Origin of the sequence: Agrobacterium vaccinii (genome assembly GCF_021310995.1) — a bacterium.
GTDB lineage: Bacteria > Pseudomonadota > Alphaproteobacteria > Rhizobiales > Rhizobiaceae > Agrobacterium > Agrobacterium vaccinii.
Map to the genome: position 1 here is coordinate 2,988,440 of NZ_CP054150.1, position 22,169 is coordinate 3,010,608.

Here is a 22,169-nt window from a genome sequence, read left to right on the forward strand (position 1 = left end):
CCGCAAGAGGAAAGCACCAATTCCGAGAAAATTATCGTGATGACCCCTCAAGCGAAGGGTTTCACAACCACAAGTATGACTATGAGGATCATCAAAAGGGTTGGGACCTCATTCATCAACCGCCAGTGACGGGCGGTCCGTGTGTTTTCGTCGCGCGCAAACCGGCGCACGCTTCTGCTGAAATAGACGTGGGTGACCGTCATCAGTGTGACAAGCCAGATCTTCGCATGCAGCCAGCCGCCGGAAAAACCATAAACGGACCACGCCAGATAAAGGCCGAGAACCCATGAGATCATCATTGCGGGGTTCATGATCACCTTGAGCAACCGCTGCTCCATGATCTTGAAGGTCTCAGACTTGTCGGAACCGGGCGCTGCGTCGGTGTGATAGATGAAAAGCCGGGGCAGGTAGAACAAGCCAGCCATCCACGAGATGACGGCAATGATGTGCAAAGCCTTGATCCAGAGGTAGGCATCCGTAGGATCGACATGCAGTACCACGGCAACCAACCCGATAAAAACAGCAAGCGCTGCTGCAGCTCGGAAGCGCGCCTTACGGCCTGCTGTGGTTGAAGTCTGCTTTTCCCCGCTCATAGCGCATAGCCATGTGAACGGACGCGGGACACCAATCTGGCGACATTCTCCGGGTCGGCCTGTGGCGTGATCCCGTGCCCGAGATTAAAAATCAGCGGGCCGTTAGCAAGACAGTTCAGGATCGCATCGATCCCGTCTTCCAAAGCCCGGCCACCGGCCACCATCCGCATCGGGTCGAGGTTACCCTGTACCGGTCCATCCTTCTGGAGCTCACGGGCGAAAGACAGCGGCACGCTCCAATCGAGACCAATGGCGTCAGCACCGGTCTTCTGTCGGTAATCCTTCAAAAGGATACCGGCACCCTTCGCGAAGGCTATTATTTTTGCGCCAGGGCGACGTGCCCGAACGGATTCAATGATACGGGCCACGGGCTTCACCGCGAAATCCTCGAATTCTTTTTCGCCGAGAACACCGGCCCAGGAATCGAATATCTGAACGGCATCCGCGCCAGCATCGAGTTGCGCCACGAGATAATCGGCAGAAACTTCAGCGAGAAAAGCAAGAAGCGTTTCCATGGCGTGTGGGTGTTGATAGCCGAACAGACGGGCAGGGGCCTGATCCGGCGTTCCATGCCCCGCAATCATGTAGGTCGCAACCGTCCAGGGTGCACCGCAAAAACCCAGCAGCGTTGTTTCACTGGGCAATTCCTGCCTCAACCGCTTCACCGTTTCGAAAACAGGAGCCAGATGCGGGAGGATGTTGTCACCCCTCAAGGCCGCGATACCAGCGGGATCGATCGGATCCATCGCAGGGCCCTTGCCCTCGGTGAAGGAGACGTTGCGTTTCAGCGCGTCGGGTATCACTAGGATGTCGGAAAACAGGATCGCAGCGTCCAGACCGAAACGTCGGATCGGCTGCAACGTAACCTCTGTGGCAAGTTCAGGATTGTAACAGAGATCAAGGAAACTTCCTGCTGCCTTCCGCGTTTCCCGGTACTCCGGCAGATAACGTCCTGCCTGTCTCATAAGCCAGATCGGAGGAGGGCCCAACGTCTCCCCGTTCAAAACCTTGATAACACGACGCTCTGACATGGGCTCATCTTTTCTAAAAAATAAAATCTAAGAGATCTAAATGATTTTCTATTTCTTAGAGTCTGTGAGTAGCAAGGATTAAAATCTATCAGGCGGAAATGCCGCATCGGGCTGAAACACAGATTTCAGCTTTGATAAAATCCGAGGTTTTGGAAAACTTCGGTCATATCCCAATATCTCCTTAAAGATTCAGAGGCTTGAGATGCATTCGCATTCGCTCCGGCCTGTGGACAACGTGCTGATCGTTTTTAATGGAGTCTATTTCTCCACAGAATTCACAGGGACGTGTTTGCTTGCTACACCGGATCGCCGATTGTGGATAAAACGGCAGTTATGCAGGCCGTGACCCGGTGCCGAACCCGAGTGCGAGGTTTGTGCACCTTTATCAACAGGGAGCCGAAAACAACGTGGAGAACCAAAAAAGCTTCTTCCATCTTCATCTGATTTCTGACTCCACCGGTGAGACTCTGATGTCTGCGGGCAGGGCGGTGTCGGCACAATTTCATGCGGCGATGCCGCTTGAGCACGTCTATCCGATGATCCGAAACCAGAAGCAGCTTCAAAAGGTGATTGACAGCATCGATGAAGAGCCGGGAATCGTCCTCTATACGATCGTTGACGAGCAATTGGCAGAGTTCCTCGATCTGCGATGTCATGCCATGGGCGTTCCCTGCGTCAATGTTCTGGAACCTGTCATCGGCATCTTTCAAACCTATCTCGGCACGGCATCACGACGCCGCGTTGGTGCGCAGCACGCGTTGAACGCAGACTATTTTGCGCGGATCGAAGCGCTGAATTTCGCCATGGACCACGACGACGGGCAGATGCCGGAAAATTACGATGACGCTGACGTCGTCATCATAGGCATCAGCCGCACTTCAAAGACGCCGACGAGCATCTATCTCGCCAACAGGGGAATCAAGACAGCCAATATTCCAGTGGTTCCCGACGTGCTGTTACCGGATAGCCTCTATAGGGCCACGAAGCCGCTGATCGTTGGTCTGGTGGCAACTTCGGATCGGATATCGCAGGTCCGCGAAAATCGTGAACTGGGCGTCACCGGCGGTTTTGACCGCGGACAATATATTGACCGGGCAACGATCATGGAGGAGCTGAAATATGCGCGCTCCCTCTGCGCCCGCAATAACTGGCCCGTGATCGATGTCACCCGTCGCTCGATTGAAGAGACGGCCGCTGCCATTCTTGCTCTTCGCCAAAGGACGCGTTAATTCCTTCGCATTCTTGTTCGGAGACCGTGGTTGATGAGACCAGAGCTGATCCTTGCCTCTTCCAGCGCATCACGCCAGATGCTGATGCGCAATGCTGGGCTGACATTCACGGCAATGCCCGCCGCTGTCGATGAGCGAGCCATCGATGCTCGTCTTGAAGCAGAAGGCGCTACGCCGGACCGGATTGCGGTAGAATTGGCAAAAGCAAAAGCGCTTGCTGTCAGCGCCATCATGCCCGGCGCGATTGTTCTGGGCTGTGATCAGACAATGTCTCTGGGAACGAAGATTTTTCACAAGCCAAAAGACATGGCTGAAGCCCATGCGAACCTTCTGTCTTTGTCGGGAAAGACGCATCGCTTGAACTGCGGCGCTGCACTGGCTCAGAACGGTGAAATCCTCTGGGACGTCGTGACGATTGCCGACATGACAATGCGGCACTTTGATGCAGGATTTGTGGAGCGTCACCTCCAGCGCGTCGGAAAAGGCGTGCTGTCGAGTGTTGGGGCGTACCAGTTGGAAGGCGAGGGAATCCAGTTATTCAGTCAGATAGACGGTGATTATTTCACTATTCTGGGATTGCCGCTGTTGCCTTTATTAACGAAACTTCGCGAACTCGGAATGATCGATGGTTGATTCACGTGAAACATTAACCATCAAAGCGTTTGTTACCGGCTACCCGATCAAGCATTCCCGCTCACCATTGATCCATGGTCACTGGCTGAAGAGTTTCGGAATTGCGGGCTCTTACGAAGCACTGGAAGTGGCGCCTGAAAACTTCGGCACATTCATTGCTGATCTGAAAGCTGGAGAGAATGGTGGTTTCGTCGGTGGAAACGTAACAATTCCTCACAAGGAATCCGCCTATCGGTGGTCCGACCAGCCTGACGATATCGCGCAGGAACTGGGGGCGGCGAACACGATCTGGCTGGAAGATGGCCTGCTCTATGCGACCAACAGTGATGGCTACGGCTTCCTATCGAATCTCGACGTACAGCAGCCGGGATGGGATCAAACCGATAGAGCCGTTGTTTTCGGTGCCGGCGGGGCAAGTCGGGCGATTGTCCAGGCTTTGCGCAATCGTGGCATTTCCGAAATCAATGTCGTCAACAGGACCGTCGGGCGCGCGAAGGAATTGCGCGACAGGTTTGGCGATAAAATTTTCGCCCACCCGATGCCTGCACTCCACGAGGTGATGGAAGGTGCAGGCCTTTTCGTCAACACGACGTCTTTGGGAATGGAGGGGAGCGATACCCCCTACCTCGATTTCTCACCCCTTCAAACCGGCGCCGTCGTCACCGATCTTGTTTATGTACCGCTCAAAACCCCCATTCTTGCGATGGCGGAAGAGCAAGGGTTCGCGACTGTCGATGGGTTGGGCATGTTGCTTCATCAGGCAAAGCCAGGCTTTGAGCGATGGTTCGGTCAATCTCCCTTCGTGAATGACGAACTCAGAGGGCTCATCATAGCCGATATTGGGAAACACGGATGATCATCATGGGGCTGACGGGATCGATCGGTATGGGCAAGTCGACGACAGCAGAGCTGTTCGTTGCTGAGGGCATCGCCGTATGCGATTCAGACGCGGTTGTTCATCAACTTTATCAGAGCGAAGCCGTGCCTTTGATTGAGGATGCCTTCAACGGCACCACGCGCGACGGGACCGTAGACCGTGAAAAGCTCGGTGAAGCGCTTCGGCGGAATCCGGCTAATTTTGCACGTCTCGAAAAAATCGTTCACCCGTTGGTTCGGAGGAAACAGGAAGAGTTTCTGGAACATCAGCGGAGTGAAGGCGCTTCACTCGCTCTCCTCGATATCCCGCTGCTTTTCGAAACGGGGGCGGAAAGCCGTGTTGACACCATTGTTGTCGTAAGTTGCCCTGCTGATATACAAAGGCAGAGAGTGTTAGCCCGACCGGGCATGACGGAAGAGAAATTTCAGATGATCCTTGCGCGGCAGATGCCGGATGAGGAAAAGAGACAGCTGGCAGATTTTGTCATCGACACGAGCCGTGGAATTGCCGATGCACACGAGCAGGTGAAGTCTGTGCTTGCTGCTTTGAGCGCCGAGCGAGAAGGAAAAGACAATGCGTGAGATCATATTCGATACGGAAACAACAGGTCTGGAATCGAAGGTCGATCGCATCATCGAGATCGGTGGCATCGAGCTCTTCAATCATTTTCCGACCGGACGCACTATTCATCTGTTCATCAATCCCGAGGACAGAAAAGTTCACCCTGACGCTTTGGCGGTCCATGGGATCACAGATGACTTTTTGAAAGACAAGCCGAAGTTCGGTGAAGTCGTCCAAGAGATCAGGGATTTCTTCGAGGGCGCTCGCTGGGTCGCACATAACGCGACTTTTGATATGGGTTTCATCAACGCAGAATTCAGCCGTCTTGGAATAGAAGCGGTTCCGCCAGAGTTGGTGACCGATACGCTGTCCATGGCGCGGCGCAAACATCCGATGGGACCGAATTCCCTCGATGCGCTCTGCCGCCGTTATGGGATAGATAATTCCCATCGCACCAAGCATGGAGCATTGCTCGACTCCGAACTTCTGGCCGAAGTCTATATCGAGATGATCGGAGGACGTCAGACCGCGCTTGGTTTTGGTGCCGTCGCGAAAACTCAGGTCAATGAAGTCGTTGATGAAGGGCCGATCGAAGTTGTCGCTCGTCCTCGCGCTCTGCCGCCGCGGCTCGATGCGGATACGGCAGCAGCGCATGGAAAACTCGTCCTCGCCATGGGTGACAAGGCGATCTGGAACAAATACGCGCATTAAAAAACCCGGGCCTTGACCCGGGTTCATATTTCGTCGTCGGTAAAGAACCTTAGTTCGGAACAGCCTGAACTTTCGCGCGGGCCTGTTCTTCAGCAACACGCTGTGCAAACATCTGCGAAAAATCGATCGGGTCGATCATCAGTGGCGGGAAGCCGCCATTGCGGGTCACGTCTGCAATGATCTGCCGTGCAAACGGGAACAGCAGGCGCGGGCACTCGATGAAGAGAACCGGCAGCATATGTTCCTGCGGGAAACCGGTGATGCGGAAAACGCCGCCGTAAACCAGCTCGGCCACGAACAGGACCTTGTCGCCATCCTTGGCTTCTGCATTCAATGTCAGAACCACGTCGAAGTCGGACCCCGAAATCGGGTTCGCATTGACGTTGACGTTGATATTGATGGCAGGCGCGCCATCACGGGCCTGAAGCGAACGCGGTGCGCCAGGATTTTCGAACGACAAATCCTTGGTGTACTGGGTTAGAATGTTAAGGGAAGGGTTTGTTCCTTCCTGCGCACCGTTTTCAGTGGTCATACTATGTCCTCGCGGATTGAATTCTTGGAAGCCCGTCTATCATTTCAAATTATGGCTTACAACCCTTTGATCTCAAGGGAAGGTCAGGGTTTTGGCAGATCGTGACCGTCCTTGCCGGGGGACCATGGCGAGTTCTTTGGACCATCGCGGTGAAAGTCGTCCTCGTCCAGGTCCACCACTTTGGAGGAGCCGTTCGACTGCGGCCCCGGGCGAAAACCTGTGCCCTTGAAAGAGCCAGCGACGACGATACGCGGGCCTATGGCCTTCCATATGAAAGCCCTGAACGCCGGAACCAGCAACAGAAGCCCTATTACGTCAGTGATGAAGCCAGGCACGAATAGCAGGATGCCTGCAATCACCCGCATGCCACCACTTATCATGGCCTTTGCGGGTTCAGCGCCGGTCCGGCTGGCATTTTGCAAATCGCGCACCATGCTCAGACCCCCGGTCCGCAAAATGATCAGGCCCAGGAACGAGGTCAGAAAAATAAGGCCCATCGTCAGCCAGAGGCCAAGCGCCTTTCCGACAATGATAAATCCGGCGATCTCGAGGATCGGCATTGCGAGGACGATGATGGGCAGGAATGAGAAACGCATATTGTTAGCCTTGCGTGGTGTTGAAGCGCTGCACGTCCTTGACGGTGATCGAGACGTATTCACGGACAGAAATCAGATGCTGGACACTAACGCAGAGGCGTTGTTTGGGTTGATCCAAATGCTCAATGACGAAGCATATCGTCAATTTGCCTGCCTTTAGAGACCAGCGATTGCATCTGCCTGTTTGAATGATGAGCAGATGCAGACTATATGATGTGTAGAAAATTAGATTTAAATGGTGGTTTCGGTAAAAGATGGGCTCAAGCGACTTTATAACATTGTTTTTCCTGGTGGCTGCCGTGCTGATTTTTCTTCAGTTGCGAAGCGTGCTTGGCCGCCGTACTGGCAATGAAAAGCCTCCTGTGGACCCCTATAGCCCACGCGATGTGGCTAAAACCCCGGTAGCCGACGATAACAAGGTCGTTACCTTGCCCCGCCGTGGCGACGGTGAAGAAGAAAATCCGTTTGCCGAAATCGATGCCGTTGCGCCTGTGGGTTCCGCGGTCAATGATTCGCTGCGCGAACTGACGAAGAGCGATCCGACTTTCCGTCCGAAGGAGTTTATCAACGGTGCGCGCATGGCCTACGAGATGATCGTCACGGCCTTTGCAGATGGTGATCGCAAGACGCTCAAAAATCTTCTGTCTAAGGACGTTTATGACGGTTTCGATGCGGCGATCACCGAGCGTGAGACGCGTGGTGAGGTCGTCAAGTCGACATTCGTCGGCACGGAGAAGATCGACATCACCCATGCCAGCATTCGCGATTCCGAAGAGCAGATCACGTTGCGCATCATCAGCCAGCTTATTTCCGCGACCTTCGACAAGGATGGCAAGCTGATTGACGGCGACCCGGAGGCCGTGTCGGAAGTTGACGATATCTGGACGTTCTCCCGCGACATCCGCTCGCGCGATCCGAACTGGAAACTGATTGCGACCGAATCCGAGCAATGACCGGCAAGGGCAGGGACTTCGAACTCAAACAGGTGTCGTTTGCGCAACTGCCCGGTTGGCAGGCAGACGACCCGACGCCGTTGTTACCTGCCATGCGGTCCATTCTAACGCATCTTAGACATGGAAAGCCCTATCGCACCGGTGCGCTGGGGCTGAGTGCCGATGAACTTGCGGAGTTTTTGCAAAAGGCGGAAACCGCTGATTTTGCCGACGCCATCACGGCACGCCGGTTTTTCGAAGATCACTGCATTCCGTTTCTGATCGAGCCGTCGACAGGCAAAGGCGGCTTCGTCACGGCTTTCTATGAGCCGGAAATCGCAGTGTCCGATACGCCCGACGAGATCTGGAAATATCCCATTTATCGCCGCCCCGACGATCTCATCGATCTCGATGACAGTAACCGGCCGGAAGAAATCGACCCCTATTATGCCTTTGCGCTGAACCGCGATGGTACGATTACGCACTATCCCGACAGGGGGGAAATCGACCGCGGATATCTGGCCGGGCGCAGGCTAGAAATTTCCTGGGCAAAATCCAAAATCGATCTGTTCTTCGTTCATGTGCAGGGTGCAGCAAGGCTCCGCTATGCCGATGGCGCCATCAAGCGCATCACCTATGCGGCAAAAGCCGGGCATCCGTTTTCACCGATTGGGCGGCTCCTTCTGGACAGAGGAGAGTTGGACCCGGCGACCATATCCATGCAGACAATCCGTGCGTGGCTTGAAGCGCACCCCGATCAGGTTGACGAGGTTCTCTGGCACAACAGGTCCTACATCTTCTTTCGCGAGGCGGATGTGGAGCAACTGGACCTGGGACCGATTGCTGCGGCCAAGGTTCCATTGATTGCGGGCCGCTCGCTCGCGGTCGACAGGCTGATCCATACATTTGGATTTCCGTTCTACATCAGCGCGCCCAGTCTTACGCATCTCGATGACGGCCAGCCCTTTGGCCGGTTGATGCTGGCGCTCGATACCGGATCTGCGATCGTTGGACCTGCAAGGGGTGACATTTTTACCGGCTCTGGGGATGAGGCCGGAGAACGTGCAGGAACCGTGCGCAACGCCGCCGATTTTTATATACTGATACCCCGTGGAGCAGCGGAAAGGTATCGGTGATGAAAGGTGGCCGCAAACTCGGCAGGGACGAGCGGGTTCTCTGGGGAAAGGTCGCCCGAACGACACGCGTGATATCGGGCAAGATCGAGGATCTGGACGATCTGGAAGAGGTCGAGCCGCCGCCCGTGCCTGATGTCAAGACGCCGAAACCACCGCCACCCTTTCCAAGGATGATCATCGAACCCGTTGTCGATACCTTGCTGCCGACGCCGAAAAAGGATCGCATCCACCATCCGCTTGAAAAGCCGGTCAAGCGCAAGCTGACACGGGGACGGCTGGCGCTGGAAGCGCGCATCGACCTTCATGGCATGTTCCAGAGCGAGGCCCACGCTGTGCTTCTGGACTTTCTGATCCGCGCGCATGAGCGGGGTCTGCGCCACGTTCTGGTCATCACCGGCAAGGGACGGTCAATGGGAAGTGAAGGCGCGTTGAAGCGGGCCGTGCCGATGTGGTTTTCCAAACCGGAATATCGGTATCTCATTTCGTCCTACGAAGATGCCTCCATGAACCATGGAGGGGACGGCGCTCTCTACGTGCGTCTGGCGCGTCGTGGTGGAGATCGGTCATGACACCCTTCGCACAGGCGGTGCGGATGCTTCGCGAGAAAAAGGGCGTGACGCAAAAAGAGATGGCGCTGGCAATCGGTGTGTCGCCTGCCTATCTCTCGGCGCTGGAACACGGCAAACGTGGCAAGCCGAGCTTCAATCTTCTTCAGCGCATTGCAGGCTATTTCAACATCATCTGGGATGAGGCGGAGGAATTGTTCTCCCTCGCAGGCGTTTCCGATCCAAGGGTGGTGATCGATACCAGCGGTTTGCCGCAGGAATATACCGCTTTGGCCAATGGTTTGGCGCGGAATATTCGCAAGCTGCCGCCAACTGTGATAGACGAATTGACAGAGGTGCTGCAAAAAAGCCGTTCTTACGATTGAAACCCGCGCTATCCCCCGCTTTATGCAGGGTTTTGACGCTCGTGGACTTTGGATATCGAGGCGGAATTTCTATAGTCACACGTCAGATTTAAAGTGATTCGCTGTCGCGCCGTCCGCAAACAGATGCGCTGCGACAGATACATTTGGAAAGAGTGCTTATGACTGAAACTCCGTCGAGCGAAAACGCCGCCAGTGCAGCCTATGGAGCCGACTCGATCAAGGTCTTGAAGGGCCTTGACGCGGTGCGCAAACGTCCCGGCATGTATATCGGTGACACCGACGATGGTTCCGGTCTGCACCACATGGTCTACGAAGTCGTTGACAACGCCATCGATGAAGCCTTGGCCGGTCATGCCGACCTGGTGACGGTGACGCTGAATGCCGATGGTTCGGTATCGGTGACAGACAATGGTCGCGGCATCCCGACCGATATCCACACCGGTGAAGGCGTCTCGGCTGCCGAAGTTATCATGACGCAGCTGCACGCGGGCGGTAAGTTCGACCAGAACTCCTACAAGGTCTCCGGCGGTCTGCACGGCGTGGGTGTTTCCGTTGTGAACGCTCTGTCTGTCTGGCTGAAGCTGCGCATTCGCCGCAACGGCAAAATCCACGAGATTTCCTTCACGCACGGCGTGGCCGACGGCCCTTTGAAGATCGTGGGCGAGTATGAAGGTCGCTCCGGCACGGAAGTCACCTTCCTCGCCAGCACCGAAACCTTCACCATGACGGAATACACCTACGCGACGCTGGAACACCGGCTGCGCGAACTTGCCTTCCTGAATTCGGGTGTGCGCATTCTTCTGACCGACAAGCGCCACTCCGACATCAAGCAGGAAGAGATGCTCTATGATGGCGGTCTGGCGGCCTTCGTTCGGTACCTTGATCGCTCCAAGAAGCCGCTGGTCGACAAGCCTGTTTACATCATTGGCGAAAAAGACGGAATTACCGTTGAAGTCGCTATGTGGTGGAACGACACCTACCACGAAAACATGCTCTGCTTTACCAACAACATCCCTCAGCGCGATGGCGGCACGCATATGGCCGGTTTCCGTGGTGCGTTGACGCGCCAGGTGACCTCCTATGCCGATAGCTCCGGTATTACCAAGCGCGAAAAGGTTTCCCTTCAGGGCGAAGATTGCCGCGAAGGTCTGACCGCTGTTCTCTCGGTCAAGGTTCCCGACCCGAAATTCTCGTCCCAGACCAAAGACAAGCTGGTGTCGTCCGAAGTGCGGCCCGTTGTCGAAAATCTCGTCAACGAAGCGCTCAGCACCTGGTTCGAAGAACATCCGACCGAAGCCAAAATCCTCGTCGGCAAGGTCGTTGAAGCCGCGATTGCGCGTGAAGCCGCCCGCAAGGCCCGTGAACTGACCCGCCGTAAGGGCGCACTCGATATCTCCTCCTTGCCCGGCAAGCTTGCCGATTGCTCGGAGCGTGATCCGGCCAAATCCGAAGTCTTCCTCGTCGAGGGTGACTCTGCCGGTGGTTCTGCAAAGCAGGGCCGTTCGCGTGAAACGCAGGCCATTTTGCCATTGCGGGGTAAGATCCTGAACGTCGAACGCGCGCGTTTCGACAAGATGCTGTCGAGCCAGGAAATCGGCACGCTGATTACGGCGCTCGGCACTTCCATCGGCAAGGACGAGTTCAACGCCGACAAGCTGCGTTACCACAAGATCATCATCATGACCGACGCTGACGTCGACGGCGCGCATATTCGCACGCTGCTGTTGACGTTCTTCTTCCGCCAGATGCCGGAACTGATCGAGCGCGGCCATCTCTATATCGCCCAGCCACCGCTCTACAAAGTGACGCGCGGCAAGTCCGTTCAGTATCTGAAGGACGAAAAGGCGCTGGAAGATTATCTGATTTCAATGGGCATCGAGGAAGCCTCGCTGACATTGGGTTCCGGCGAAGTCCGTGTCGGCCAGGATTTGCGTGAGGTCATTCTCGATGCGGTACGCATGCGCACGCTGATCGACAATCTGCATTCACGCTACAGCCGCTCGATTGTCGAGCAGGCAGCCATCGCCGGTGCGATGAACCCTGAACTGTCGGCTGATGCCAGCAAGGCTGAAGCCACCGTTGCCGAGGTTGCGCGTCGTCTGGACATGATCGCCGAAGAGACCGAGCGCGGCTGGACCGGCGAAGTTCTTGATGATGGCGGCCTGCGCTTCTGGCGAATGGTGCGCGGCGTGAAAGAAGTCTCCACGCTGGATATGGGCCTGATGGGTTCGGCAGATGCGCGACACATCGACCAGCTGGCCACCCGCATGGGTGACATCTACAAGACGCCGCCGGTGCTGCAACGCAAGGACGGTACGCTGACGATTTCAGGCCCCCGCTCGCTTCTCGATGCCATCTTTGCAGCAGGCCGCAAGGGCTTGTCGATGCAGCGTTACAAGGGCCTTGGTGAAATGAACGCCGAGCAGCTGTGGGAAACCACGCTCGACGCAAACGTGCGCTCGCTGCTTCAGGTGAAAATTCCTGACGCAACCGATGCCGACAGCCTGTTTGCCCGCCTGATGGGCGACGAGGTCGAGCCTCGCCGCGACTTCATCCAGGAAAACGCGCTGAACGTCGCCAATCTCGACATCTGATTTTTAGGTGGATTGTCTGATGAGACGATTCACGTGAAACGCAATCTTAAGAAAAGGCCCGAGGGATATTCTTCCTCGGGCCTTTTGTTTGAGCTCGTGCTGATGAAACAGGGTCTATTCGGCCTTGCCGGTAAATTTGCCTTCGAAGGCGACGTCGGAGAGTGGCAATCTGTCGCTGGGGATTTCCCGCTCTGCAAGCTCTGGCGATAGGGTGGATTTGTCGGCCATTGTTCCGATCGCGACGGCGGCCTCGACGACGAAACCGGCTGGGATGTCCAGTGTCTCGACAATCTTGTCCTTGAAGATGCCCGCCATGCCATGGGCGTGGTAGCCGAGCATATGGGATTGCAAGGCAAGCGACAGCCAGGCAGCACCGGCATCGAAAGAATGGGTCGTTGCAGGCTTCTTCTCGCCGTCGCGGGAAATCGTAAAGTCGCGGGAGATGACGAAAAGCAGCACGGCGGCGTTTTTTGCCCAGACCTGATTGCCTTCCATCAGCAGGCTGACGAACGTATCCCATTGCTCGGTGCCCTTATGGGCAAAGACGAAACGCCATGGCTGCTGGTTGGACGAAGACGGCGCCCAATGCGCAGCGTCGAGGATCGTCAGCAGATGCTCTCTCGGCATTCCTGTCCCGTCAAACGCCCGTGGCGACCAGCGATCCAGAAATATGGGATCGACCGGATACTCGGATTGGCGTGAATTGGCGTAGGTCATATCATCTCCTCGACACTGTTTGACGTCATGATGCAGAGGCGCACCGTGAGGCCCTCAAGAAATGTCATACACCCCGCTGAGAAAAATGCCTCCTACAATCCGAACGGAGACGTTTTTTGAATTTCAGCAGGGGTGACACGGATAAATAGTTCGTTCATATATGCATGAACATGTCGGACAATGGGAGAAATGTCATGAAATTGTTACGCGTCGGCCAACCGGGTCACGAAAAGCCAGCCATCCTCGATGCTGAAGGAAAGGTGCGCGATTTGTCTGCGCATGTGAAAGACATCGGCGGTGATGCCATTTCTCCAGAAGGTCTCAAAAAGATCGCAGCCATCGATCTGGCTTCGCTTCCGGTTCTGAGCGACGACCGTATCGGCGCTTGCGTCTCCGGCACCGGCAAATTCATTTGTATCGGTCTCAATTTCTCCGATCACGCAGCTGAAACAGGCGCCACCGTGCCGCCGGAGCCTGTGATTTTCATGAAGGCCACATCTGCCATCGTCGGTCCCAACGACAATGTCGTTATCCCGCGCGGTTCGGAAAAGACGGACTGGGAAGTCGAACTCGGCGTCGTCATCGGCAAAACGGCGAAATATGTCTCCGAAGCCGATGCTCTGGATTACGTCGCCGGTTACTGTGTTTCGCATGATGTGTCGGAGCGCGCCTTCCAGTCCGAGCGCCAGGGGCAGTGGACCAAGGGCAAGTCCTGCGATACCTTCGGCCCGGTTGGCCCGTGGCTTGTGACTAAGGACGAAGTCGCCGATCCGCAAAACCTCGGCATGTGGCTGAAGGTCAATGGCGAGACGATGCAGAACGGCTCCAGCAAGACCATGGTCTATGGCGTTGCCCATGTCGTCTCATACCTCAGCCAGTTCATGTCCCTGCATCCCGGCGACATCATCTCCACCGGCACCCCTCCCGGCGTCGGTCTCGGCATGAAGCCGCAACGCTTCCTTAAAGCTGGCGACGTGGTCGAGCTCGGCATCGAAGGTCTCGGCACGCAGAAGCAGACATTCGTGGCCGACGTCTGAGTCTGTTATTGAACAGTGCGGAATGAAAAAGGGCAGGCCTTGGCTTGCCCTTTCGCGTCTGCGTGTGACAAGCTGCTACCTTGCTGCGGGAGTAGTCGTGAGAACAATAAAGATAGTATTGGCAGTCCTCTGCATCGCAGGCGCTTGTATCATCTTAGGGTATTGGCTGGCTTTTCAGGCAGGTTTAAACGGCCTTTATAAATGCGAGGACGTCGCTTGTCCTTGGATTGTGCTCCTCATCACGGGCCCGATGTTTTCTTTAGCTTTGGCAATGATCGCTTCCTTGATCTTCATCGGGCTCAGAATCCGTAAATCCTTTAAAACTAAGCGTCGAGACAGCGGCCAACTCCCAAAATAACGGCCCGATTTTGTGCATGTGCGAAAAGATGCTATCATGACGAAAAGAAGTAGATAAACGACGGGAGGCGTTCATCCATGTTCTATCAGTTTTATGAAATGAACCACGCGGCCATGATGCCGCTGCGGGCCAGCGCCGATATGATGCGGCAGGCCTTCAACAATCCTGTCAATCCCCTCTCCAATACGGCATTTGGACGAAGCCTCGACGCTGGTTTTGAAGTGTTTGAACGTCTGACACGTCGCTACGGCAAGCCGCAATTCGAGCTCTCGGAGACAGTAATCGACGGACGATCCGTTGGTGTCAGCGAAGAGATTGTCTGGTCGCTGCCGTTCTGCAATCTCATCCATTTCAAACGCGATCTCCCTGTCGGCCAAACACCAGATCCAAAAGTCTTGCTGGTCGCGCCCATGTCCGGCCACTACGCGACCTTGCTGCGCGGCACGGTCGAGGCGCTTCTGCCGTCTGCCGATCTCTACATCACGGATTGGCTGGATGCGCGCACCGTGGCGCTGACGGATGGCCGTTTCGATCTCGATGATTACATCGATTACCTCATCGATATGATCCACCACATTGGTGAGGGCGTCCATGTCGTGGCCGTTTGTCAGCCATCCGTGCCGGTGCTGGCTGCCGTTTCGCTGATGGAGGCCGACGATGACACGTGCGCACCGGCCTCCATGACCCTGATGGGTGGGCCGATCGACACACGGATCAACCCCACGGCGGTCAACGAAATGGCCAAGGGCAAGCCCATCGAGTGGTTCCGTGATAATGTCATCATGCATGTGCCGTGGCCGCAGCCCGGTTTTGGCCGCGCCGTCTATCCCGGCTTCCTGCAACTCACCGGCTTCATGTCGATGAACCTCGACAAGCACATGACGGCACACAAGGATTTCTACATGAACCTTGTGAAGAACGACGGTGAGACGGCAGAGAAGCACCGCGAGTTCTACGATGAGTATCTGGCGGTGATGGATCTGACGGCGGAATTTTATCTCCAGACGGTCGAAACCGTGTTCATCGAACATGCGCTTCCCAAGGGAACGATGCTGCATCGGGGCAGGGCGGTGGATCCGTCCTCCGTCAAGCGGACAGCACTGTTCACCGTCGAGGGTGAGAATGACGACATTTCCGGCGTCGGCCAGACCAGGGCCGCGCATGATCTTTGCTCGAATATCCCGCCCGAGAAGCGCGAGCACTACATGCAGCCGGATGTCGGCCACTACGGTGTCTTCAACGGTTCTCGCTTCCGCCGCGATATCGTCCCACGCATGCTGGACTTCATCCGCAAAAACGAGCGTGCCGCATAGAGGCGACCGGATAGCTTTTTGCGGCGCGAATCGCTATGAAAGGCGATGTTTTCGCTCCTCCGAAAGTCCCTGAAATCCACTTCGCGCGCCAAGGCCGTGCTGTCCCAGCGCGTGGTGGATGTCGGTGGACGCAGCGTTCCCATCACCATTACAGAAAATCAGCGCGCTACCCGCATCACTCTCCGCATCGAGCCGGGCGGTAAGGCGCTGAAAATGACCATTCCCTATGGTCTTCACCATCGCGACGTGGATGATTTTCTCGACCGCCACAATGGCTGGCTGAAAAGCAGGCTGTTGAAATTTTCGGAAGGCGGCAGCGTTGCCGATGGCGGCAGCATTTCCATCCGCGGCGTGCCACATCGCATCGAACACACCGGCACATTGCGCGGCGTAACGCATCTCGCGACGAATGAAGAGGGCGAAGCGGTGCTGCGGGTCAGCGGTCTGCCGGAACATCTTGGCCGTCGCATCTCGACCTTTCTGAAGAAAGAGGCGAGGGCCGATCTTGAGAGGCTGGTGGCCCATCACGCCAAGTCAGTTGGCAGGCCTGCACGGTCCATCTCCATGAAGGACACACGCAGCCGCTGGGGTTCTTGTTCGCATGAGGGTAACTTGAGCTTTTCCTGGCGCATCGTCATGGCGCCGGAAAGCGTCATCGATTATCTCGCCGCCCACGAGGTCGCCCATCTGCGCGAGATGAACCATGGCCCGAAATTCTGGGCGCTGTGCGAAAAACTCTGCCCGACAACGGAAGCGTCGAAAGCCTGGCTCAAACGCAACGGCTCGCAACTCCACGCCATCGATTTCGAGTGAATCCTTAAAAAACCATTTTGGATTCACGTGAAACATCTGCCTGTATTAGGGTTACATTCGATTTGGCTCGACTCATCAGCTATTTCATGGCACCTCCCAAGTCATGAAACCGGATATCAAGATTTGCGGATTAAAGTCTGCTGACGCCATCGAGCGAGCTGTTCGACGCGGCGCGAGCCATATCGGCTTTATCTTTTTCGAAAAGAGCCCGCGCAATATCGAACCCGATATTGCTGGCAAGCTGGTGGATGCCGTGCGTGGCAGCGTCAAGATCGTGGCTGTTACCGTCGATGCCGACAATGACGAGCTGGACGAGATCATCGATCTGCTGAAACCCGACATGCTTCAGCTCCATGGCAGCGAAAGCCCCGAGCGGGTTCTGAACGTCAAGGCCGTCTACGGATTGCCCGTCATAAAAGCGTTTTCCATTCGCGATGGCGGTGATCTCGCCAAAATTGGTGCCTATATAGGGATTGCCGATAAATTTCTGTTCGATGCCAAGCCACCAAAGGGCTCTGATCTGCCCGGCGGCAATGGCGTCTCCTTCGACTGGACCTTGCTGCGCTCTCTTGACGAGGGTGTGGATTACATGCTTTCCGGGGGATTGAACAAAGACAACATTGCCGAAGCCTTGGACGTGACAGGCGCTTTGGGAATAGATGCATCTTCCGGTGTGGAAAGCGCACCGGGTGTCAAGGATCTGGCCATGATCGACGCATTCTTCGATGCGATACGGTCTGCCAGAACGCAGGGAGTTTGAGAGTGAACGAAACGGTGAAACCCAACTCTTTCCGCGCCGGTCCCGATGAGGACGGCCGCTTCGGTATCTACGGAGGCCGCTTCGTGGCCGAAACGTTGATGCCGCTGATCCTTGACCTTCAGGACGAGTGGAACAAAGCCAAGACCGATCCCGAGTTTCAGGCAGAGCTGACCCACCTCAACACCCATTATACAGGCCGCCCAAGCCCGCTCTATTTCGCAGAGCGATTGACGCAGGAGCTGGGCGGCGCAAAGATTTATTTCAAGCGCGATGAGCTGAACCACACGGGTTCGCACAAGATCAACAATTGCCTCGGCCAAATTCTTCTTGCAAAGCGCATGGGCAAGACCCGTATTATCGCGGAAACCGGTGCCGGTCAGCACGGCGTTGCCTCGGCAACGGTCGCTGCCCGTTTCGGCATCCCCTGCGTCGTCTATATGGGCGCAACCGATGTGGAGCGTCAGGCGCCGAACGTCTTCCGCATGAAGCTTCTGGGCGCAGAAGTCATTCCGGTAACCTCCGGCCACGGCACACTGAAAGATGCCATGAACGAGGCATTGCGCGATTGGGTCACCAATGTCGATGACACCTATTATATGATCGGCACGGCAGCCGGTCCGCATCCCTACCCGGAAATGGTCCGCGACTTCCAGTCGGTCATCGGCCACGAAGTGCGCGAGCAGATGATGGCGGCAGAAGGCCGTCTTCCAGATTTGCTGGTGGCAGCAGTCGGCGGCGGTTCCAACGCCATCGGCCTGTTCCACCCCTTCCTGGATGACGCCAGCGTCAAGATCGTCGGCGTGGAAGCGGGCGGCAAGGGCCTTGAGGGCGAAGAACATTGTGCGTCGCTCACGGCGGGTGCGCCGGGCGTTCTCCATGGCAACCGTACCTATCTGTTGCAGGACAGCGATGGCCAGATCAAGGAAGGCCACTCTGTCTCAGCCGGTCTCGATTATCCCGGCATCGGCCCCGAGCACTCCTGGCTGAAGGATGCCGGTCGCGTCGAATATGTCCCCATCATGGACACTGAAGCGCTGGATGCCTTCCAGTTGCTGACGCGCACCGAGGGCATCATCCCCGCTCTTGAGCCTGCCCATGCGCTGGCCGAAGTCGTCAAGCGTGCACCGAAGATGGACAAGGATCAGATCATCGTCATGAACCTGTGCGGTCGTGGTGACAAGGACATCTTTACCGTAGCGAAACTTCTGGAAATGGGTGCGTAATCATGACTGCACGTATGGACAAGCGCTTTGCTGATCTGCGCGCTGAAAACCGCCCCGCACTGATCACCTATTTCATGGGTGGCGATCCGGATTTCGACACGTCGCTCGGCATCATGAAGTCGCTGCCGGAAGCCGGTGCCGATGTCATCGAACTCGGCATGCCGTTTTCCGACCCGATGGCCGATGGCCCGGCGATCCAGATGGCGGCGCAGCGTGCCCTAAAGGGCGGGCAGACGCTAAAGACGACGCTCGCTCTTTCTCGCGAATTCCGCAAGGGCGACGACACCACCCCGATCGTGTTGATGGGCTATTACAATCCCATCTATATCTACGGCGTCGAAAAGTTTCTGGATGATGCGCTCGAAGCTGGCATCGATGGATTGATAGTCGTCGATCTTCCGCCCGAGATGGATGATGAACTTTGCGTTCCTGCGCTGGCCCGCGGCATCAATTTCATTCGTTTGGCAACGCCGACCACGGATGAAAAGCGTCTGCCTGCGGTTCTTAGAAATACATCCGGTTTCGTCTATTACGTATCGATGAACGGTATCACCGGTTCGGCTTTGCCCGATCCGTCGACGATCTCCGGCGCAGTCGGTCGTATCAAGTCGCATACCGGTCTCCCGGTCTGTGTCGGCTTCGGCGTCAAGACGGCGGATCATGCCCGTGCAATCGGCGCTGTTGCCGATGGCGTCGTGGTGGGCTCTGCCATCGTCAACCAGATTGCCGGAAGTCTGACCAAGGATGGAAAGGCCACCAACGACACTGTTCCCTCAGTGACAACACTGGTAAAGGGACTTTCAACAGGTGTGCGCGCATCGCGCCTTGCCGCTGCCGAGTAAGACTTCGGTTCAGCGCAGCTAGTCAGGAGTATTAGACGTGAATTGGATCACCAACTACGTACGGCCTCGGATCAACTCCATGCTTGGCCGCCGCGAGACCCCGGAAAACCTCTGGATCAAGTGCCCCGAGACGGGCGAGATGGTCTTCCACAAGGACCTTGAGGAAAACAAGTGGGTCATTCCTGCTTCCGGTTTTCACATGAAGATGCCCGCCAAGGCACGCCTTGAAGACCTGTTCGACGGCGGCGTCTACGAAGCGCTGGTCCAGCCAAAAGTGGCTCAGGACCCCCTGAAGTTTCGCGACTCCAAGAAATATTCAGACCGTCTGCGCGACAGCCGCGTGAAGACCGAGCAGGAAGACACGATCCTGGCCGGCGTCGGCAAGCTTCAGGGCTTGAAGATCGTCGCCATCGTGCACGAATTTCAGTTCATGGGTGGTTCGCTCGGCATCGCCGCTGGCGAAGCCATCGTCAAGGCCTTCGAGCGCGCCATTTCCGAGCGTTGCCCGGTCGTGATGTTCCCGGCCTCCGGTGGTGCACGTATGCAGGAAGGCATCCTGTCGCTGATGCAGCTGCCGCGCACCACGGTTGCGGTCAATATGCTGAAGGAAGCGGGGATGCCTTACATCGTCGTCCTCACCAACCCGACGACGGGCGGTGTTACGGCTTCTTATGCGATGCTAGGCGATGTGCACATTGCCGAGCCAGGTGCAGAGATTTGCTTTGCGGGCAAGCGCGTGATCGAACAGACGATCCGCGAAAAGCTGCCTGAGGGCTTCCAGACATCGGAATATCTGCTGGATCACGGCATGGTCGACATGGTCGTGGATCGTCGCGAAATTCCCGATACACTGGCCAGCTTGCTGAAGATCATGACCAAGGCGCCCGCCAACACGTCGAAAGACGTTATGCCGTTGGCTGCGTCCGCCTGATAGAAACGGGTTCAGGAGGCGCGGATGACGGATATGACGACGCCCGCTTCCAGCGAGGCCGAACAGATTATCGAGAGGCTCTTGGGGCTCCACCCCAAGGGCTTCGATCTCTCACTCGACAGAATAATCCGCCTTCTGGAGAAGCTGGGCAATCCCCATAAAAGGATGCCACCGGTCATCCATGTGGCCGGTACAAACGGCAAGGGATCGGTAACGGCGTTCAGCCGCGCGATCCTTGAGGCGGCAGGCCTTGCCGTCCATGTCCATACCTCTCCGCATCTCGTGAACTGGTACGAGCGCTATCGTATCGGTGTCAGGGGCGAAAAAGGGCGTTATGTCGAGGACGCGGTTCTGGCCAACGCGCTTGAGCGTGTAGCAGAGGCAAATGACGGCCAAATGATCACCGTTTTCGAAATCCTGACTGCCGTGACCTTCGTGCTGTTTGCTGAGCATCCAGCAGATGTCACGATCCTTGAGGTCGGGCTGGGTGGTCGTTTCGATGCGACCAATGTCATCGCCAATCCCGCTGTGTCCATCATCATGCCCATTTCGCTCGATCACCAGGCCTATCTTGGCGACAGTGTCGAGCTGATCGCTGCCGAGAAAGCCGGGATCATGAAATCGGGATCACCTGTCGTGATCGGCCATCAGGAATATGACGCCGCGCTGGATGTGCTGGTGCACACAGCAGAGCGCCTGAAATGCCCAACGGCGGTTTACGGTCAAGATTATTCCGCCCATGAAGAATTTGGCCGTATGGTCTATCAGGATGAATTCAGCCTCGTAGACGCGCCACTGCCGCGTCTTCCGGGTCGCCATCAACTCGCTAACGCCGCTGCCGCCATTCGCGCCGTCAAGGCCGCTGGCTTCGAAGTGACGGACAAGATGATCGAGACGGCCATGGCATCGGTCGAATGGCCGGGCCGCCTGCAACGCATCAAGACCGGCCACATCGTCGATCTCGCGCCTGCGGGATCGGAGATTTGGATCGATGGTGGCCACAATCCCGGCGCGGGTGAGGTGATTGCCGAGGCCATGGCGGGTTTTGAGGAAAAGCAGGCGAGACCACTCGTTCTCATCGCTGGCATGATCAATACGAAAGACCAGGTCGGCTACTTCAAGGCTTTCGCCGATATCGCCGAATATGTGTTTACCGTGCCGATCCATGGCACGGACGCTGCAATCGATCCGGTCGTGCTGGCGCATGCGGTGTTTGATGCGGGTCTGGTCGCGGCCCCCACGTCATCTATCGAAGAAGCGTTGGAAGAGCTGAAAAAGCGGATCGTGCCGGGCAAGCCAGCGCCGCGCATTCTGATCGGTGGATCGCTATATTTGGCGGGTAATGCGCTGGCGTTCAACGGAACGGTTCCGAAGTAATTTCCCACCGTCATCCCGAACCTGATTCCGGCTCAAGGCCGGAATGGCGGACAAACAAAAAAGCCTCGGATCGCTCCGAGGCCTTACTCATTCACTATATGCCTTCACTCAAGCGGCGCTGGAAATCCAGGCCGAAAGAGCTGTCTTGGGAGCCGCGCCAACCTTGATGTCAGCGACTTCACCGCCCTTGAACATGGCAAGCGTCGGGATCGAGCGAACGCCGAACTGTGCTGCAAGCTCTGGATTTTCATCGATGTTGAGCTTGACGACCTTGACCTTGCCAGCAAGTTCGGTCGCAATTTCCTCAAGGCTTGGCGCAATCATCTTGCATGGGCCGCACCATTCCGCCCAGAAATCAACGACAACTGGCTCTGCGGAATCCAGAACTTCAGACTGAAAATTGGATGTATCGACTTTCACGGTAGCCATCGGTGGCTCTCCT

The 22,169-nt window shown here is 56.3% G+C and carries 24 protein-coding genes; 18 read left to right on the top strand and 6 right to left on the bottom strand.

Annotation, left to right across the window (positions count from 1 at the left end; all coding sequences use genetic code 11):
* Nucleotides 1-47: 47 nt before the first annotated feature.
* A complete protein-coding gene (gene hemJ, locus HRR99_RS14480; RefSeq protein ID WP_233122225.1) occupies nucleotides 48-593 on the bottom strand; it encodes a protoporphyrinogen oxidase HemJ in 546 nt (181 codons plus the stop codon).
* Nucleotides 590-1,624, bottom strand: a complete 1,035-nt coding sequence (hemE, locus tag HRR99_RS14485) for a uroporphyrinogen decarboxylase (RefSeq protein ID WP_233122226.1) — start codon at nucleotides 1,622-1,624, stop codon at nucleotides 590-592. The genes hemJ and hemE overlap by 4 nt, the downstream gene beginning before the upstream one ends.
* Before the next feature lie 407 nt (nucleotides 1,625-2,031).
* Between hemE and HRR99_RS14490 the strand changes: the two genes are divergently transcribed.
* Genes HRR99_RS14490 through dnaQ form a run of 5 tightly spaced genes read left to right on the top strand, consistent with a single transcriptional unit; the run spans nucleotide 2,032 to nucleotide 5,635 of the window.
* Nucleotides 2,032-2,853: a pyruvate, water dikinase regulatory protein gene (locus HRR99_RS14490; protein WP_233122227.1), complete on the top strand. Its 822-nt coding sequence runs from the start codon at nucleotides 2,032-2,034 to the stop codon at nucleotides 2,851-2,853.
* 33 nt (nucleotides 2,854-2,886) lie between these two features.
* Nucleotides 2,887-3,486 (top strand): Maf-like protein, encoded by a 600-nt coding sequence (locus HRR99_RS14495; RefSeq protein ID WP_111841291.1) that lies wholly within the window; start codon nucleotides 2,887-2,889, stop codon nucleotides 3,484-3,486.
* Nucleotides 3,479-4,342 carry a shikimate dehydrogenase gene (locus HRR99_RS14500; protein ID WP_233122228.1) on the top strand — a complete coding sequence of 288 codons (864 nt, stop codon included), beginning with the start codon at nucleotides 3,479-3,481 and terminating at the stop codon, nucleotides 4,340-4,342. The genes HRR99_RS14495 and HRR99_RS14500 overlap by 8 nt, the downstream gene beginning before the upstream one ends.
* On the top strand, nucleotides 4,339-4,944 hold the full coding sequence (coaE, locus tag HRR99_RS14505; RefSeq protein WP_233122229.1) for a dephospho-CoA kinase: 606 nt from the start codon (nucleotides 4,339-4,341) through the stop codon (nucleotides 4,942-4,944). Before HRR99_RS14500 ends, coaE begins: the two co-directional genes overlap by 4 nt.
* On the top strand, nucleotides 4,937-5,635 hold the full coding sequence (dnaQ, locus tag HRR99_RS14510) for a DNA polymerase III subunit epsilon (protein WP_233122230.1): 699 nt from the start codon (nucleotides 4,937-4,939) through the stop codon (nucleotides 5,633-5,635). The genes coaE and dnaQ overlap by 8 nt, the downstream gene beginning before the upstream one ends.
* A gap of 49 nt (nucleotides 5,636-5,684) precedes the next feature.
* Here dnaQ and secB read toward each other — a convergent pair whose 3' ends face one another.
* Nucleotides 5,685-6,167 carry a protein-export chaperone SecB gene (secB, locus tag HRR99_RS14515; protein ID WP_233122231.1) on the bottom strand — a complete coding sequence of 161 codons (483 nt, stop codon included), beginning with the start codon at nucleotides 6,165-6,167 and terminating at the stop codon, nucleotides 5,685-5,687.
* Between the two features lie 83 nt (nucleotides 6,168-6,250).
* Entirely contained in the window at nucleotides 6,251-6,763 is a 513-nt protein-coding gene (locus HRR99_RS14520) for an FxsA family protein (protein WP_112501116.1), read from the bottom strand.
* A 254-nt stretch (nucleotides 6,764-7,017) separates the two neighbouring features.
* Between HRR99_RS14520 and HRR99_RS14525 the strand changes: the two genes are divergently transcribed.
* The 5 genes from HRR99_RS14525 to gyrB all read left to right on the top strand — a co-directional run bounded on the left by HRR99_RS14525 (nucleotide 7,018) and on the right by gyrB (nucleotide 12,356).
* Nucleotides 7,018-7,716, top strand: a complete 699-nt coding sequence (locus tag HRR99_RS14525) for a Tim44/TimA family putative adaptor protein (RefSeq protein WP_162694720.1) — start codon at nucleotides 7,018-7,020, stop codon at nucleotides 7,714-7,716.
* Nucleotides 7,713-8,831: a murein transglycosylase A gene (gene mltA, locus HRR99_RS14530; protein WP_233122232.1), complete on the top strand. Its 1,119-nt coding sequence runs from the start codon at nucleotides 7,713-7,715 to the stop codon at nucleotides 8,829-8,831. The genes HRR99_RS14525 and mltA overlap by 4 nt, the downstream gene beginning before the upstream one ends.
* Entirely contained in the window at nucleotides 8,831-9,400 is a 570-nt protein-coding gene (locus HRR99_RS14535) for a Smr/MutS family protein (protein ID WP_233123517.1), read from the top strand. The genes mltA and HRR99_RS14535 overlap by 1 nt, the downstream gene beginning before the upstream one ends.
* The gene (locus HRR99_RS14540; protein WP_233122233.1) at nucleotides 9,397-9,762 is read left to right on the top strand and encodes a helix-turn-helix domain-containing protein; all 366 of its coding nucleotides are present in this window, start codon (nucleotides 9,397-9,399) and stop codon (nucleotides 9,760-9,762) included. Before HRR99_RS14535 ends, HRR99_RS14540 begins: the two co-directional genes overlap by 4 nt.
* A gap of 158 nt (nucleotides 9,763-9,920) precedes the next feature.
* On the top strand, nucleotides 9,921-12,356 hold the full coding sequence (gene gyrB / locus HRR99_RS14545) for a DNA topoisomerase (ATP-hydrolyzing) subunit B (RefSeq protein ID WP_112501119.1): 2,436 nt from the start codon (nucleotides 9,921-9,923) through the stop codon (nucleotides 12,354-12,356).
* Nucleotides 12,357-12,470: 114 nt separating this feature from the next.
* On the opposite strand, the gene HRR99_RS14550 is transcribed toward gyrB, so the two are convergent.
* A complete protein-coding gene (locus tag HRR99_RS14550) occupies nucleotides 12,471-13,073 on the bottom strand; it encodes a nitroreductase family protein (protein WP_233122234.1) in 603 nt (200 codons plus the stop codon).
* Between the two features lie 194 nt (nucleotides 13,074-13,267).
* Here HRR99_RS14550 and HRR99_RS14555 point away from each other — a divergent pair, with 194 nt between their 5' ends.
* The 8 genes from HRR99_RS14555 (at nucleotide 13,268) to HRR99_RS14590 (ending at nucleotide 21,727) form a co-directional block, all read left to right on the top strand.
* The gene (locus HRR99_RS14555; RefSeq protein ID WP_233122235.1) at nucleotides 13,268-14,110 is read left to right on the top strand and encodes a fumarylacetoacetate hydrolase family protein; all 843 of its coding nucleotides are present in this window, start codon (nucleotides 13,268-13,270) and stop codon (nucleotides 14,108-14,110) included.
* A gap of 435 nt (nucleotides 14,111-14,545) precedes the next feature.
* Nucleotides 14,546-15,781 carry a polyhydroxyalkanoate depolymerase gene (locus HRR99_RS14560; RefSeq protein WP_233122236.1) on the top strand — a complete coding sequence of 412 codons (1,236 nt, stop codon included), beginning with the start codon at nucleotides 14,546-14,548 and terminating at the stop codon, nucleotides 15,779-15,781.
* Nucleotides 15,782-15,826: 45 nt separating this feature from the next.
* A complete protein-coding gene (locus HRR99_RS14565; RefSeq protein WP_233122237.1) occupies nucleotides 15,827-16,594 on the top strand; it encodes a M48 family metallopeptidase in 768 nt (255 codons plus the stop codon).
* Between the two features lie 103 nt (nucleotides 16,595-16,697).
* A complete protein-coding gene (locus HRR99_RS14570) occupies nucleotides 16,698-17,354 on the top strand; it encodes a phosphoribosylanthranilate isomerase (RefSeq protein ID WP_233122238.1) in 657 nt (218 codons plus the stop codon).
* Nucleotides 17,355-17,356: 2 nt separating this feature from the next.
* Nucleotides 17,357-18,577 (top strand): tryptophan synthase subunit beta, encoded by a 1,221-nt coding sequence (gene trpB / locus HRR99_RS14575; protein WP_233122239.1) that lies wholly within the window; start codon nucleotides 17,357-17,359, stop codon nucleotides 18,575-18,577.
* Nucleotides 18,578-18,579: 2 nt separating this feature from the next.
* Nucleotides 18,580-19,419, top strand: a complete 840-nt coding sequence (trpA, locus tag HRR99_RS14580) for a tryptophan synthase subunit alpha (RefSeq protein WP_233122240.1) — start codon at nucleotides 18,580-18,582, stop codon at nucleotides 19,417-19,419.
* A gap of 37 nt (nucleotides 19,420-19,456) precedes the next feature.
* Nucleotides 19,457-20,350, top strand: a complete 894-nt coding sequence (accD, locus tag HRR99_RS14585; RefSeq protein ID WP_233122241.1) for an acetyl-CoA carboxylase, carboxyltransferase subunit beta — start codon at nucleotides 19,457-19,459, stop codon at nucleotides 20,348-20,350.
* Between the two features lie 33 nt (nucleotides 20,351-20,383).
* Nucleotides 20,384-21,727, top strand: a complete 1,344-nt coding sequence (locus HRR99_RS14590; protein WP_233123518.1) for a bifunctional folylpolyglutamate synthase/dihydrofolate synthase — start codon at nucleotides 20,384-20,386, stop codon at nucleotides 21,725-21,727.
* Nucleotides 21,728-21,835: 108 nt separating this feature from the next.
* On the opposite strand, the gene trxA is transcribed toward HRR99_RS14590, so the two are convergent.
* Nucleotides 21,836-22,156, bottom strand: a complete 321-nt coding sequence (trxA, locus tag HRR99_RS14595) for a thioredoxin (RefSeq protein ID WP_111841273.1) — start codon at nucleotides 22,154-22,156, stop codon at nucleotides 21,836-21,838.
* Nucleotides 22,157-22,169: the final 13 nt, after the last annotated feature.